The 15,469-nt window shown below is 53.2% G+C and carries 15 protein-coding genes; 3 read left to right on the forward strand and 12 right to left on the reverse strand.

Features of this window, described 5'->3' with window-relative positions; translation table 11 throughout:
• Window positions 1–97: 97 nt before the first annotated feature.
• Window positions 98–1,429, reverse strand: a complete 1,332-nt coding sequence (locus L971_RS03035) for a polysaccharide deacetylase family protein (protein WP_047374266.1) — start codon at window positions 1,427–1,429, stop codon at window positions 98–100.
• A gap of 298 nt (window positions 1,430–1,727) precedes the next feature.
• Here L971_RS03035 and L971_RS03040 point away from each other — a divergent pair, with 298 nt between their 5' ends.
• Entirely contained in the window at window positions 1,728–1,943 is a 216-nt protein-coding gene (locus tag L971_RS03040; protein WP_047374269.1) for a hypothetical protein, read from the forward strand.
• Between the two features lie 25 nt (window positions 1,944–1,968).
• Window positions 1,969–2,712 (forward strand): helix-turn-helix transcriptional regulator, encoded by a 744-nt coding sequence (locus tag L971_RS14780; RefSeq protein ID WP_052200246.1) that lies wholly within the window; start codon window positions 1,969–1,971, stop codon window positions 2,710–2,712.
• Between the two features lie 13 nt (window positions 2,713–2,725).
• On the opposite strand, the gene L971_RS03050 is transcribed toward L971_RS14780, so the two are convergent.
• From L971_RS03050 to L971_RS03070, 5 genes are all read right to left on the reverse strand, one after another.
• A complete protein-coding gene (locus L971_RS03050; RefSeq protein ID WP_047374271.1) occupies window positions 2,726–3,280 on the reverse strand; it encodes a GNAT family N-acetyltransferase in 555 nt (184 codons plus the stop codon).
• Window positions 3,281–3,322: 42 nt separating this feature from the next.
• Window positions 3,323–4,153 carry a TVP38/TMEM64 family protein gene (locus tag L971_RS03055; protein ID WP_047374273.1) on the reverse strand — a complete coding sequence of 277 codons (831 nt, stop codon included), beginning with the start codon at window positions 4,151–4,153 and terminating at the stop codon, window positions 3,323–3,325.
• A 133-nt stretch (window positions 4,154–4,286) separates the two neighbouring features.
• Window positions 4,287–5,882: a CTP synthase gene (locus L971_RS03060; protein WP_024371102.1), complete on the reverse strand. Its 1,596-nt coding sequence runs from the start codon at window positions 5,880–5,882 to the stop codon at window positions 4,287–4,289.
• Between the two features lie 238 nt (window positions 5,883–6,120).
• Window positions 6,121–6,600 carry a DNA-directed RNA polymerase subunit delta gene (rpoE, locus tag L971_RS03065; protein WP_024371103.1) on the reverse strand — a complete coding sequence of 160 codons (480 nt, stop codon included), beginning with the start codon at window positions 6,598–6,600 and terminating at the stop codon, window positions 6,121–6,123.
• Window positions 6,601–6,690: 90 nt separating this feature from the next.
• On the reverse strand, window positions 6,691–7,983 hold the full coding sequence (locus L971_RS03070) for a hypothetical protein (protein ID WP_047374275.1): 1,293 nt from the start codon (window positions 7,981–7,983) through the stop codon (window positions 6,691–6,693).
• A gap of 152 nt (window positions 7,984–8,135) precedes the next feature.
• Between L971_RS03070 and L971_RS03075 the strand changes: the two genes are divergently transcribed.
• Window positions 8,136–9,431: a protoglobin domain-containing protein gene (locus L971_RS03075; protein ID WP_047374278.1), complete on the forward strand. Its 1,296-nt coding sequence runs from the start codon at window positions 8,136–8,138 to the stop codon at window positions 9,429–9,431.
• 32 nt (window positions 9,432–9,463) lie between these two features.
• Here L971_RS03075 and mgtE read toward each other — a convergent pair whose 3' ends face one another.
• From mgtE to L971_RS03105, 6 genes are all read right to left on the reverse strand, one after another.
• Window positions 9,464–10,822, reverse strand: coding sequence for a magnesium transporter (gene mgtE / locus L971_RS03080; protein ID WP_024371106.1), 1,359 nt, complete (start codon window positions 10,820–10,822; stop codon window positions 9,464–9,466).
• 103 nt (window positions 10,823–10,925) lie between these two features.
• Window positions 10,926–13,055 (reverse strand): (Fe-S)-binding protein, encoded by a 2,130-nt coding sequence (locus L971_RS03085; RefSeq protein ID WP_024371107.1) that lies wholly within the window; start codon window positions 13,053–13,055, stop codon window positions 10,926–10,928.
• Window positions 13,056–13,145: 90 nt separating this feature from the next.
• Entirely contained in the window at window positions 13,146–13,862 is a 717-nt protein-coding gene (locus L971_RS03090) for a hypothetical protein (protein WP_024371108.1), read from the reverse strand.
• Between the two features lie 6 nt (window positions 13,863–13,868).
• Window positions 13,869–14,387, reverse strand: a complete 519-nt coding sequence (locus L971_RS03095; RefSeq protein WP_024371109.1) for a GNAT family N-acetyltransferase — start codon at window positions 14,385–14,387, stop codon at window positions 13,869–13,871.
• Window positions 14,388–14,433: 46 nt separating this feature from the next.
• Window positions 14,434–14,862, reverse strand: a complete 429-nt coding sequence (locus L971_RS03100; RefSeq protein WP_024371110.1) for a hypothetical protein — start codon at window positions 14,860–14,862, stop codon at window positions 14,434–14,436.
• Entirely contained in the window at window positions 14,859–15,278 is a 420-nt protein-coding gene (locus L971_RS03105; protein WP_024371111.1) for a DUF1934 domain-containing protein, read from the reverse strand. Before L971_RS03105 ends, L971_RS03100 begins: the two co-directional genes overlap by 4 nt.
• Window positions 15,279–15,469 lie beyond the last annotated feature (191 nt).

Consider the following 15,469-nt stretch of genomic DNA (forward strand, 5'->3'; position numbering starts at 1 on the left):
AGCCCGGTGGAATACCGGACCCAGGTTCTCGAAGTCGCCTGACAAATTATTTAGTGTCTAACTTTTTTGGTTCAGTTCAGCGATTTGCGGGCTTTTTTTATTGGATGGTCAACAACTCGCTCATCGTCACGAACTCGTACCCTTCACGTTCGAGCGAGGCAAGGACACGCGGCAATCCTTCCGCCGTCGAGGCGTGAATGTCATGCATAAGCACGACCGCATTCGGATGGATTCCGTCTACAATCAGTTTTTGCATCTCGGTTGGATTGCGGTGACTCCAGTCGAGCGAATCAACCGTCCATAACGCGAGCGTCTGCCCACGCATTTCAACGATTCGTTCCACTTCTTCATTTTTAGCTCCATATGGTGGACGGACGAGTTTCGCCCGTTCGCCGACGAGCTGTTCAATTCGCTCATCCACTCTCTCAAGCTCGGCTTCAATTCCGTCAGGAGTCAATTGGGCTAAGTTCGGATGATGCTCCGTATGGTTGGCCAGCTCGTGCCCTGCCGCCGCGACCGCTTTTGCCACATCCGGATAAAATTCGATTTGACTGCCAAGCATGAAAAACGTCGCGCGCGCATCATATGCCTCGAGTGCTTCAAGCACTTTCGGGGTCACCGTCGGATGCGGACCGTCATCGAACGTCAAAGCGACGTATTTTCCGTCCGGGTTGAGCGATGGACGTGACGGAATGATCATCGTCCCTTCGGCTTTTTCGTCCGCTTGCTCGCTAATCTGTGTCATCACGTATGGGGTGACAGCTTCGAGGGGGATGTGAACTTCCACAACACCCGCCGCTCCGGCCGCCACTTCGTATTCGTCGAACCATACTGTCAACCCCGTTGAAGTGAGCGCCCATTTCATCGTCTTTGGATCAGAAAGCGCCTCTTCGACAAGCTCTTCAAACACATATTCGTTGCTATGTAACTGTTCGGCCACGCTCGACCGGAACCACGTTAGCGTGTCTTCATCATTACGAAACACGTCTCCCCATTCAAGAAGCTTCCCTTCCTCAATATCTAGGTGGAACACATCTACCGTCGTTTGACCGTTCGCTCCTCCCATAAACGCGTACGTGTGCAGGACTAGTGTGTAAGATGACTTACTCGTCTGATATGGCGTGGTTTGGATGTTAAAATGGCCTAGCTGCCCACTACTCAACATAAGATGTTTTTGAAAATCTTCTTTTTTTGCCGTAATGAAATTGTCGAGCATCTCATTCAAGTTGTCATGATCGGTTTTTGGAACGGACACTGCTGTCGTATATTGTCTCGTCTGTTCACTTTCGACCGTCAAATAGAGCCCTGGATACTTGCCGGTGAAAGAAGGCGTCGGTACTTTTTTTGTCGTCGGAGCTGCCCCCGCCATATAGTACCAAGTTCCCACCCCTAACAAAATCAGCATGACAAGCAACAAATTTCGTTTCATTGTTCTCTCTCCTATTCAATTTTCATCGTTTCGATTGTAGCAGAAAGGCTACTAACGATGTTGACAAATTAACGTCAACGTTATTTGTCCTCCAAAAAATAATTCGAGTGATGTTCACAATCTCTTTCGTCACATTTCAGACACATTTTTATTCGTTTTCACGTCTCCTTTTCAGTTGACCTAACTTTTCAAGTATCATTTCCGTTCGTAAGCTAAATGCAGACAGGCAATTCTCGTTGAACTAGCGGTATGACAACGTTTTCTGTCTGTTTATCCGTCTTATGAAGGGGGGATATGTATGACTAAAAAGGCAACTGATCTCGATGCTCATAACAAGCAACTCAATCAACACCAACGACGAACAAAACAAGTCGCTGAAACGTATCGTCAAAAAAGCAAGGCGCTCGAAGAACAGCTCGAGGCCGCTACGCGTGCTCGTGAAGAAGTACTCACGAAAGAGATTGCCGAGCTGAAGCAAACGACGAAACGGCAAGACCCACGAACCGACAAATGAATGAGGAAAGAAGTGAAAGTACCGTTTGGAAAAGAAGATCAAACGTCAATTTCTCCACCACCTGCATCGAGATAAGAATTTGTTCGATGATTTTTCCCATGTCGACAACTTTTACAAACTTGATCAAAAAATTGTAACTGCGCTCCGAAACGCCCATCCGGACCGGGCCGAACAGTTACTCGAGACGTTGACGCTCGATTTATTGACATTGCCGACGGAGGATGAGTATGTGAGCGTCCGCTTCTATTATCGAGGGCTCGTCTATCACATCATCCGTCTCATCCCGGTCGACAATCCGAACGTGCAGACCGCACTCACCTATACGAGCGCCTTGTTGACGTTAATCGATGAATTGGAGACGACACTCGACTTCTTGTACGCGATTCCCGTCATCGTCGAGTATCTGTCGAAAATGACCGCGTTCCTATCCCCGCCCGTGTCGACGAACCCGAGTGTATCGGCTACGCTACAGTTGATCGAAGAACATTTAAAAGACGACACGTTGTCGCTCCCTTGGATTGCCAATCAAGTCGGCCTCTCAAACAACTATTTGTCCGCCCTCTTCAAACAAGAAGTCGGCGAGAGCGTCCCGGAACGGATTCGACGACGACGCATCGACGCGTCAATCGCCGACTTGCTCGGCACGAACGAGCCGATTTGCGCGATTGGCGAAAAGTTCCGCTTCGTGTCCTGCACGGCCTATATCAACACGTTCAAATCGTATAAGCGGATGACGCCGCTCCAATATCGCCAGCTGTTCCACCTTTAAAAAGCGCAACGCCTCAATTTGAGACGTTGCGCTTTTGTTGTTCTTGCCATTCTTCACGAAGCATGCCCATGCGAATCGAGTCATACCGCACGCCGTCGACGACACGCACGTTGCGAATCCTTCCTTCAAGCTGCATGCCGACCTTTTCGGCGACGCGCATCATCCGCTCGTTGCCGGACCATGTCGTCAAACCGACCCGGACCGTCGAACGCGTCGTAAACAAATGATTCACCCAAAGCGTGAGCGCCCGAGTGCCGAGGCCACGGTTCCAGCGGTCGGATTGATGCAAGATGATCCCGACTTCGAGCCACTCTTTCCCGGCGTCCTCATAATAGGAGGAAACCGTCCCGTACACCGTTCCCCCCACTTCGATGACCCACATGTCTTCGCGACCGATGTGTCCTTCCGCGTCTTGGCGGTACGTCTCGTACGGGATGGCCCGATGTTCAAAATACGGGGCGTCCCAGCGCTTCCATTCCGGCGTTTCGTCTTTATAAATCAATTCCCAAATGCGATCTAAGTCGCGTGCCTCAATCGGCCGAATCTGTAACGTGTTATTAGGACTCATGCTCTCTCCCTCTCGATCTGTGCTCTTCACTCTTTCAAGGCGTCAGTTCGAATCTCCTTTTTTTCGTCTGCGCCAAACGAGGGCGAGCATGACGAGAATGAGGCTCGCCGTGACCGAGACGATAGCGAACGGACTCGCCCCGGTAATGAACAACTCACCGAGTGTGACCGAATAGGCGAGACCGAATGACGTCACGAGCTTGGCGGACGCCGCGATGATTAGAAAGCGGACGAACGGCACCCGGCTGAAGCCGGCCGCGAGACAGATGACCTCATCCGGCAAGACGGGGATGATGAACAAGACGAGCAAGACGCCAAGCCCGTACTTGTCGACGTAGCGGTCGTACGTCGCGAGCTTGTCCGCATCGAGGAAACGCATGACCCGCCCACGACCGAAACGGGCAAACCCGTACATGACGAGAATACCGAGCGTCGTCGCGACACTGCCGACAAGGGCCGCCCGCAGCGGCCCGAGGGCGACACTCCCGATCGGCACACTGACCGCCTCGGGGACCGGCAAGGCGATCGGTTGCAAGAAACTGAAGGCGGCGAACACGAGCAGCGCTTGATCTTCGTAGCGTTCGAGCAGTCGATCGAGCCCGTACGTGTCGTAAAGGATGAGACCGAACGAGACGTAATAGATGAAGACGAACAACAAAAACAGGCTGAACGTCACTTTCAACATCTGCTTCAAATACGTGTTCGACCCGTCCCGAATCGAACGCAACAACCCAATCGAGAGGGCGAGCAGGACGACGCCGCTCCAGCCGAGCTGATACGGCAACAACAGCGTCGGCAAGACGACGAACGGCAACAGGCTGAGCAGGACGAGCGCCATCCCATATCCTCCATAAATCATCCATCGTTCCCGCATATCGCATCGCCCTCTCCCGTTTCTACTCTTAGTGTACCCGGATTTCAGGCATCATGTATCCACCGGAAGCAGTCACGCCCCTTCAGCCTTTTGGCCGAGAAAAAAGCCACAGTCATAGACTGTGACTTGCCACTCATTCGCCGAGTGAGGCTTTGATGAAGTCGTGGAACAAGCGCTGCGGGCGCTCTGGACGCGAAATCAATTCTGGGTGGAATTGTGACGCGACGAACCACTTGTGTTCCGGGATCTCGATGATCTCGACGAGACGACCGTCCGGGCTCGTCCCTGAGAACTTGAACCCTTCCGCCTCGAACGCTTCACGATATTCGTTGTTGAACTCATAACGATGGCGGTGACGCTCATAGACGAGCTCTTGGTTGTAAGCGGCGTGCGCTTTTGTGCCCGGCTCGAGCTTACACGGATAAAGACCGAGACGGAGCGTGCCGCCGAGGTCTTCGATGTCTTTTTGCTCCGGAAGCAAATCGATGATCGGATAGTCCGTCGATGGATCGATTTCTGCCGAGTGGGCACCGTCCAACTTCAACACGTTACGGGCGAACTCGACCGTCGCGAGTTGCATCCCGAGACAAATCCCGAAGAACGGGACGTTGTTCTCACGTGCGTAGCGCGTCGCTTCGATTTTCCCTTCGATGCCGCGTTCCCCGAAACCGCCAGGGACGAGGATCCCGTCAGCGTCACCAAGCATCGTCTCGACGTTTTCGGCCGTCACGTCTTCAGCGTTGACCCAGTCGATGTCGATGTCGGCGTTGAACGCATAACCGGCATGTTTGAGCGATTCCGCGACCGAGATGTAGGCGTCACGGAGCTCGACGTATTTCCCGACGAGCGCGATCTTCACTTTCTTCTCGAGGTGCGTCACCGTGTGGACGAGTTCTTTCCAAGCTGTCATATCCGCTTCCGGCGTGTTGAAACCGAAGTAGTCGTTGACGAGCTGGTCCATGCCTTGCTTTTGAAGGTTGAGCGGCACTTCGTACAACGTCGACGCATCTTGCGCCTCGATGACCGCTTCTTTACGTGTGTCACAGAAGAGGGCGATCTTTTCACGCATGTCTTCCGGAATATCGTGCTCAGTACGGAGCACGATGATGTCAGGCTGAATCCCGTAACTGCGGAGCTCTTTGACGCTATGTTGCGTCGGTTTCGTCTTCATCTCACCGGCCGCCCGCAAGTAAGGGACGAGCGTACAGTGGACGTACATGACGTTCTCTTTGCCGATGTCGTTTTTCACTTGACGAATGGCTTCGATGAACGGAAGCGACTCGATGTCACCGACTGTTCCGCCAATCTCCGTGATGACGACGTCCGCGTTCGTCTCGCGACCGGCGCGGAAGACACGGTCTTTAATCTCGTTCGTGATGTGCGGGATGACTTGGACGGTACCACCGTTGTAATCCCCACGGCGCTCTTTTTTAAGGACCGTCGAGTAGATCCGGCCTGACGTCACGTTCGCGTTTTGCGACAAGTTGATGTCGATGAAACGCTCATAGTGTCCAAGGTCAAGGTCCGTCTCGGCGCCGTCGTCTGTGACGAACACTTCCCCGTGCTGGTATGGGCTCATCGTCCCCGGATCGATGTTGATGTACGGGTCAAACTTTTGAATCGTCACGTTCAATCCTCGGTTTTTGAGCAAACGTGCGAGTGAAGCGGCTGTGATCCCTTTACCGAGTGAAGATACTACCCCACCTGTTACGAAAATATACTTTGTCATCATCATTCTCCTCTCTTGAATGCCCATTGCTGGGAAACGAAAAAACAAAAAAAGCAAAAGTGCCCCCACTGAAATGGAGGACACTTTTGCTGCATCGGCATGTGCTAAACGAGCCCATGACTAATTTACGTCAGAGACGATGCAGTCGTCAAGTTATTATTTTTTCTTTTTCACGAACCGTCAAAAAAGAAAAAGAGACACGCCTAGCCGGGACATATGCCCGGCTTTTTGCGGTCTCTTATAAATCATCCTCATCTTCGACATCGAGGTCGTCGTCCAAGTCCTCGTCCTCGAACTCGTCGAGATCTGGAACTTTTTCGGCGTCATCTTCTGTGTCGAATTCAGATGCGTCAAAATCTTCACCTTTTGCAAAGACGTCAAGGTCGTCTTCGATATCGACGATGCCTTCGTCCGTCTCATCGAGATCTTCTTCGAACTCGTCAAGCTCACCGCGTTGACGTGCCTCGATGACGAGGTCCTCGTCCGACTTATCGAACGGATACCAAACACGAAGCGCCCAACGGTTCGCTCCCAAGTTGACGAATAGTCCGTCGATGTTCATGTCCGTGTAGAGTTGCGCGATTTTCTCGAGCTCTTCCTCTTCACTGGCGAACGTATAGTTTTGTCTGATTTGCTCACGGATCTCATCAAATGATACTGGTTGCTCGCCAGTCTCTTGAAGAATCTCGTAAACGAAATCGATCAACGATTTATTCATTAAAGGACACTCCTTTTCCGTCACTTGTTAAACATCACTCCTCATTATAAACAAAAGAGATATGAAAAAGCTAGAGAAAATTATTTCGACTTAGTTGCGGACGATTTGACGCCAGTAGACGGTGATGACGGCGACGTTCACCCCCCACGTCACCGCGAGCACCCCTACCATCCAATTTTTCGGGATGGCGAACGACAAGTCGGCATTGATCGTTTGACCGACCGTCAACCCATACGCGAGGATGCCGAGCATGAGCGACACTTGGGCGACGACCATGCCGAACTTCTTCCATAATTGCATGACGAGCGCCGCGAACTCTTTATTCTCACTATACGCCGCATACAAGTGCACGTGCCCGACGCTCGAGTACATCGTCTGAATATAGCCGTTCACGAATAAAACCGGAACGAAGGCGACCGGATGCCAAAACCCGAGAAAGAACGTGAATGAAGAGACGAGCAACAACATATACGGACGCTTGACGCCGGGCACGACCCGTCCGAACAATATCCAACCGATGACACCCGTCAAAAACGGGATGAAGACGTAAAGGAGCAACACGTCAAACGAATAGAGGGCGAGGCTCGTGAAGACGGCCCCGATTAGCGTCCACCCACCGAACAGACCGACAGCATACGCTAAAAACTGAACTTGCCGCGTCGATTTCGCCGTCACATACTCCCGCGTCTTCCGTTGCAACATGAGCCAGACAATATAGCTGACGAGGAGCAACGTCAAGATGAAAATTTCGAGATAGCCGCGCATCCCTTCAAGTAAACTGACGAGCCGGCTGAGGAGCGTGAAGACGGTGACGACGAGGAACGCCCGAAGAAACAGCGTCGTCGAGAACGTCCACGTCGCTTCGCGCGCGAGCGGCAGCTTGCGAACGAACAGCCATGGCAAGATGAGACTGATCAAAAACAAGATGACGGCAAAATCATAAGAACGGGTGAGCGCGTATGAGAATAAGGCGATCCACGCGACGAGCAGGACGACGAGCGGAAGCGAGCTCCCCCCTTCCTTTTGGGGAGAAAACTCCTTCAGTTGGGACAAAATCGTCGTCATCATCGTGCCGACCCCAATCGACCCGACACCGACGAGGAACGCACTCACTTCGATACCCCAGGAGAACGGCAAAAACCAACAGCCGAGCCCGACAACTAAGACGCATAGCGCTGCCAAAAACGTCTGTTTCGAACCAAACCGACCGACAACATAAATCCAGACGAGAAGACCCGACATGCTGGCGACATAGAAAATCATGAACGGAATCAACCGACTTGCCCCCTCGCCGAGTGTCATGACGGCAAGGAATAAAATTTGCGGCAAGATTTGACTGCTGAGTGCACTGACGATCGTCAACAACACGAAGATGTTTTTCATACTTTGGCCTCCTTCGTCATACGGGTGCATCGACATCTATAAGACTCATTCCCGAATTTTCACGCTTGCACATCGACTTCTCACTTATTTCACTATTTTGCCGATATAGAAGAGAACATACTTTTAGCTTCATGAGAAAAAGGAGAAACAACATGGCACTTTTCCGAAAATCATCACCCGTTGCGTTTACCGCCTCCATCGAATTTCCGGATGTGACGACGATCGCCACACCGAGCGACCCGAACCTTCACGGCCGGGCCCACTACATGGGCTACACGTCCGCCCAAGTCAAACGACTGCAAGCGATGGCGCCGCTCGTCGAGTCTGTGCTCGACGACGTGCTAGAAAACGTGCTCGATCACTTGATGCAACAACCTGACATGGCCCAGCTCGCCAGCGTCTCTTCGACACGCGAACGGTTGAAGAACGTGTTCGCGGCGTATTTCCGCAGCCTCCTCACAGGAAACATCGATGACCAGTTCCTCGCCATGCGAAAACGCATGGGACAGACCCATCACCATTATTCGGTACCGGTCACGTGGTTCCTCGCGACGTATGCGGCGTTCAACACGCTCCTCGTCCCGAAAGTCGTCGAGCACTATCAACACGACCCGGCCACGATGACCGAGGCACTGCTCGCCTTGTCCCATGCGATGAATCTTGACGCACAAATCGTGACCGAACAGTACGTCGACGCGCGGCTTGATGAGATCGAGGCAGCGAGCGTCGCCCGAGACGCCCTTTTGAGCGATATCGGTCATGTCAGTTCAGAAGTCGCGACAACGATGGAACGGACCGGTAGCGCCATGGCGGAGACGAGCGACCGGGCCCACCAAGTGTTACGTGAGACCGAACAGACGGAACAGATGAGCCGGCACTTGATGACGCTCACGGAAACGAACGGACAGCAAATCGAACAGATGGAATCCGAGTTCACGCGCTCGGCCACGTACGTCGATACATCGCTCGAACGAATCACGGCGCTGAAGACCGGATCCGAAGAGATCGTCAACATGACCCGAAGCATCGAACAAATCGCCAACCAGACGAACTTGCTCGCTTTGAACGCGTCGATCGAAGCGGCCCGGGCCGGTGAACATGGCAAAGGGTTCGCCGTCGTCGCGACCGAGGTACGGACGCTCGCCGAGAACGCCAAACAGCTGAGCAGTCAAATCAATGGCCTCATCCACGAGAACGAAACGAACATCGCCGCCCTGCTTGACCAGATGGGGCAGATGCACCGAACGAACGATGAAGCGATGCGTCAACTCGGGGCGGTCAAGGAAGGCTTCATGACCGTCAAAGATGAGATGGGCAACTACACCCTCTCGTTCGAACGAAACAAAGAAGACTTGAGCCAAATGGTCGAAACGATTTCAGCGATCAACGAGACGACACAAGGGTTGTCTCATCTCACGTCATCGCTTTTGACGAAAGCAGAACAATAAACGAACACCCGGACAGCGTTGTCCGGGTGTTTTCACATGAGTCGCGCCAAAAAAGCGGTCGCCACCCCAAAGTAGATGAGGAGCGATAAAATATCATTGATCGTCGTGATGAGCGGACCCGAGGCGACGGCCGGGTCGACGTTCAATTTGTACAAGATGAGCGGAATGATCGTCCCGGCGAGCGTACCGATGATGAGCGTGGCGAGCAGAGAGCTGCCGACGACGAAGCCGAGCGTCCAACTGCCTTGCCATACGAATGCGATGATGGCAATTAAGACGGCACACGTCACTCCGATGATGACCCCGACCCACAGTTCACGGAAGATGAGGGCGATCACTTGGCGGAACGTCAGATCACGCGTCGCAAGACCCCTTACGACGACCGCGAGCGACTGCGTGCCCGTGTTCCCGGTCATCCCGGCGATCATCGGCATGAAGAACGCGAGCGCGACGACTTGTTCGAGCGTCCCTGAGAACCCGTCAATGATACTGCCAGAAATCAAACCGATGAATAAGAGCAAAATGAGCCACGGCAAGCGGCGATAGGCGGCGACGAGCGGCTTCGTGTCGAAGTCGATCGCCTTACCGGAAGCCGACAGCTTCTCGATGTCCTCGTTCGCTTCTTGGATGACGATATCGAGCACGTCATCGACCGTGATGATCCCGACGAGCCGGTCGCCGTCCTCGACGACCGGGATCGAGATGAAGTCGTACCGGTTGATCAGTTTGGCGACTTCTTCTTGGTCGGTCATGACATCGACTTTGACGACACGTTTGTACATGACGTCGGCGACGGCGTCATCGATGTCGGCCAAAATCAAGTCTTTGTATGAGATAACACCGACGAGCCGTTTCTCTTCGTCGACGACATACAAATAGTTCAAATACTCGGCGAGTGCAGCAAAGTCTTTCAACTTGTCGACGGCTTGCCGAATCGTATAGTGCTCCGGAATCCAGACGAAGCGGTTGTTCATGAGCCGCCCGGCTGTCTCTTCCGGATACGTCATCATGTTTTGGACGACGCTCGACTCCTCCTGTCTCATCTCCGACAACAGTTCCTCGACACGCTCTGGGTCGAGCTCGGACATGAACGACGTGACCTCGTCATTTTCCATCAAATCGAGCACTTCAGACGTCCGCTCGAACCCGAGCCGATGCAACACTTGGAGCCGTGTCGTTTGATCGAGCTCTTGAATCATGTCGGTCATCTGTTCGAGTGTCAAATAAAGCAAAAACTTGTTTTGATGCTTGCCCGGCAACAGCTTGTACTGTTGGGCGACGTCGTACGGTTGCAACTCATCGACGATATGCTGGAACTCGGTGCGTCTTCCGTCTTTCAACGCTTGGATGATGGCCAAGGCGATCTCATTGTCCGTCATCATTTCAACCATACGATCACTTCCTCTGCTTAATGTCTCATCTTTCTTATTCCGATATTTTACCCTGTCGAAACTAAAAAGACCCGCTTCAGCATAACTGAAACGGGTCAACAGCTTATTGGACGAGTGGTTCAGGCACGTCGATCGGTGCGAGTGAGCGATCGAGCAGTTCGACGACGTCGAACGTGCCGACCGTCTCGTCGACTTCTTTCGCCTTCGTCCCGTCCGACAGCATCGTCAAGCAGTACGGACACGCCGATCCGATAACGGTCGGTTTCGTCTCGAGCAGTTGCTCGGTCCGGGCCACGTTGACGCGCGTCCCGACTTTCTCTTCTTGCCACATGAGACCGCCGCCGGCCCCACAGCACATGCCGTTCTCACGGTTGCGCTCTGCCTCGACGAGTTCGACGCCCGGAATCCGTTCCAGAACGAAGCGCGGTGCGTCGTAAATGCCGTTATAACGTCCGAGATAGCACGAGTCGTGGTAGACGACGCGCTCGTTCACGGACATGTCCGGCTGGACCCGACCTGTGTCGAGCAGTTCGGCGAGGAGCTCGGTATGGTGATACACTTTCACCCCGGTAAGGCCGAAGTCCGGATACTCGTTCTTGAACGTGTTGTACGCGTGCGGGTCGACCGTGACGATTTTCGTGACGCCATATTTCTCGAACAGTTTGATGTTCGCCTCGGCGAGCTCTTGGAACAACAACTCGTTCCCGATCCGGCGCGGCGTGTCGCCTGAGTTCTTCTCTTCGTTCCCGAGGATGGCGAACGAGACACCGGCCTTGTTCAACACGCTCGCGAAGCTTTGCGCGACTTTTTGGCTACGGCTGTCGTAAGAACCCATCGCCCCGACCCAGAACAAGAATTCAAATTCTTCGCCGGCCTTTTTCTTCTCTTTCGCTGTCGGGATGACGAGTTCTTCCCGGTCTTTGCGCCAGTTCTCGCGCTCTTTCCGGTTCATTCCCCACGGGTTGCCTTGACGCTCGATGTTGGCGACCGTGCGTTGCGCTTCCGGGTCCATCTTTCCTTCCATCATGACGAGGTAACGGCGCAGGTCGATGATCTTATCGACATGTTCGTTCATAACCGGACATTGGTCTTCACAGTTCCGGCACGTCGTGCACGCCCAAATCTCTTCTTCCGTGATGACGTTGCCGATCAACTCATCAGCGACGAGCATGTTTCCGTTCATCGCTGCCGCGGCTATCTCCGCACCTTGCGTGTTTTGGAACATGAGTGCCGGGGCCCACGGTGACTTCCGGGTGATGGCGGCCCCTTTCATGTTCATATGGTCGCGCAGTTTGACGATCAAGTCCATCGGCGAGAGCATCTTACCGGTACCGGTCGCCGGACAGACGTTCGTACAACGACCGCACTCGACGCAGGCGTATAAGTCGACGAGTTGTTTTTGATTGAAGTCTTCAATCTTGTTGACCCCGAAGACGATTTCTTCATCCGACTCTTCCGCCTCTTCCATCGCCGAGAAATCGACCGGGGCGAGACGGCCGACTTTGTGCGTCCGGCCGAGCCAGACGTTGAGCGTGCCGGCGATCAAATGGGCGTGCTTGCCTTGCGGGATATAAATCATGAAGCTGAGCAAGAACAACAAGTGCAGCCACCAGAAGACGACGAAGAGCGCGAACGCGACACTTCCCGGCACCCAAGCGAACGCCGAGCCGATGATCGTCGCAACCGGTTCGCCCCACATCGGGAGCTCTTCTTTATAGACAAGGTAGAACCCGTTCCCGAACAAGACCGATACCATCAACCCACCGATGAAGATGAGGGCGAGACCGGCCAAGAAATTTCGCTTCAAGCGCACGAGCTTCTCGATGTAACGGCGGTAGAATCCCCAAACGACCGCGACGAGAATCATGAGCATGACGATTTCTTGCATGAACGTGAAGATCGGGTAGAGCGGACCGAGCGGCACGTGCGGGAAACGTGTCCCGACGGCGAGCCCTTTCCAAATGAAGTCAATCGCCCCGAACTGGACGAGAATGAACCCATAGAACATCATGACGTGAATGATGCCGCTCTTCTTATCTTTCAACAATTTCTTTTGCCCGAACACGTTGATCATCACTTGTTCAAGCCGTTCTTTATTCGTTTGGCTCCACTCTGCCTTCTTCCCGAGCTTGATGAACGTGTAGCGCTGATAGACCAGCGAGGCGAACAAGTACAGTCCATAGCCGAGGACGAGCAAGAATAGAATCCAGTTGACGATTAAAAATGTAGACATCCCCAAAACTCCCCCTTATGAAAACGGATTCAATCTTGAGTTCAGTATAACAAACAATGAATGAACAGTCATTCATTTTCTTGGTGGAACTTAAAAATAGAGGACGTGCTTCAAGATGAGGAGCAGGCCCCCGTAAATCGTCACGGCAAGCGCGAACGTCCGAAAATGCAAGTTTCGGTCCGCCGGCAGCTCGAACTTGACGATGTTCAGAATCATCGCCCCGGCGACGAAGGCGAAGGCGATCGTCTCGACGTGCGACGCCAAATCGACGTAACGGGCGACGTATCCCGTGACGAGGATGCCGACCGTGAAAAAGTAGCGGCCTTGCGTCAAATAGACCTCGCCATAATGGCGGTACAAGTCGTGACCGACGGCGAGAAAATGGACGCCGAGCGCCGTCGCGTAAAACATTTGAGCGACGTTCGTCACCGACGTCTCCGTCACGACGTATGCCGAGAACGACATGTACGCCGTGAGGAGCGTCACTTGGAGCCAGTAAGAGACGGTCCGATCAATCGTCTCATCTTTGAAATGCGGGGTCCGCACAAACCGCATCGTCCCGTAAAAGACGGTGAAACCGATCAGGCTGACGACATAAATCTCTGACGGCAAGGCAAGGTCGAGCCAATCGACACGGAGCGTGTCTTGACGCTTATTGAGCGACGGGAGCAGATACATGAAAAAATACGTGATGGCGATCCCGCTCGAAAACGAGAACCACTTCTTCGACGGGATGCGATCCTTCGGAAACAAATAGATGCCGAAGAAATTGATGGCCGCCAAATATACCACAATCCAATCGCCCATTATTTGTCACCCTTTCAGCTCAATCCAAAACCGCTCGACGATGGTCCCGTCTTCTTCCGTGAACGACGTGTCCGGCACCCCGCCGTTACGCAAGATGACTTGCTTCGACGCGACGTTCGTTTGATTACACGTGATCAAGGCGCGCTCGATGCCGAGTGCTCTCGCTTTCTCGAGGGCGAGCGCGAGCTGTTTCGTCGCGAGGCCCCGTCCCCGCGCGCTCGGTTTGATCCCGTAACCGATATGGCCGCCAAAGTTCATCAAGTGTTCGTTCAACTCGTGACGAATGTTCGCCGCCCCGAGCAGTTCTTCCCCGTCGGTCAACCAGTACGTCGTGCTCGGCACCCAACCGTCCTCGATTTTTTCGCGATCTTCCGCGTCACGTAAACGTTTGACGTAGGCGTCAAAGTCACTTGTATCTTTATGGATTGTCGTCGGGACGATGTCGCTCCCGTCTTCCTGCCATTCTTTCAACAAGGCTAACACTTGCTCTTTTTGTTCACTTGATGTTTTGACGAGTCTCAACATGTGCAATCCCCCTAATAATGTGTATGAAAAAGACCGCAATGCGGCCTTATCCTTCAAGTCCTAATCGTTTTGGCATTTCAGGCGCAAGCTTCCGCGCCTCATCTAGACGCCCGGCGTCGACGAGCGTGTGGAACCGTAAAAACTCCTCATGTGAGGCGTCCCCGATCGCAGCCAAGTAATCGACGTAGCGCTCGTACACCGACTTATCCTCTGGCCGTGCCTCGATCAAGGCGAGGTACAACCGGACCGTGTCCTCCCCGTATAGGAGCGGGAACTCGTCGTTCAATTGGAGCAGCTTGTCGACTGAGTCCATATCGACGCCGGTCTCATTTTCGTAGTGTCCGATGACGTGCTCGGCATGGTCCTCAAGGCGTCCGCGCCACTCCTCGTACTCGTCCTCGTTCGTCTCGAGCATCTCGAACCAATCTTCGTTCAGCATCTCTTCAATCTTTTTTACTCGCTCTGTAAAGTTCATGTTTCGTCTCCTCCTTCAAACGTCCAAGTGACATCGACTTCGTACGTCCCTGCCACATCGTCGTTCATCGATAACGCATAGTCGAAACGGCAACGGCCGTCTGCTACGTCGAGGCGTTCCGTCGTCGTCGCCATCGTCATCGACATGTATGGGTTTTTATATACACTCTGTGTCAGTCGTCCTTCAATGAAAGAATGGTTCATCTCGATCGGACCTTTACAGATGAGGGCGAGCCGTCCGGTCGTATATTTCAACGTCGTCGGGACGATGCCGTCCTCACGCTCTTGGTCGAACGTCAAGATGAACCCGGTCTTCAGCTCATAGTAGAGACCGTCCGCGACGAGCACAATCGGCTCATCGAGTTCACTCATCTTCGTCGTCTGACGGAGGCGCACTCGTTTCGGTTCAATTGCCATGGTGATTCCCCTTTCCGCTGTCCCATCGTACCATATCTCCTAAACGGTCCGGAATCGCTAACTTTTTCTTTCCCGGTTCAGGTGTGCTTCACACTACAAAAAAAGACCGCTCGATGAACTGCCCCATAAAAGTTGGACATAAAAATCCAACTTTTATGGGGTGTTTTTATGGTCAAATTTACGAAGGCTTT

Origin of the sequence: Exiguobacterium sp. ZOR0005, from assembly GCF_000798975.1 — a bacterium.
Classification (GTDB): Bacteria; Bacillota; Bacilli; order Exiguobacteriales; family Exiguobacteriaceae; genus Exiguobacterium; species Exiguobacterium aurantiacum.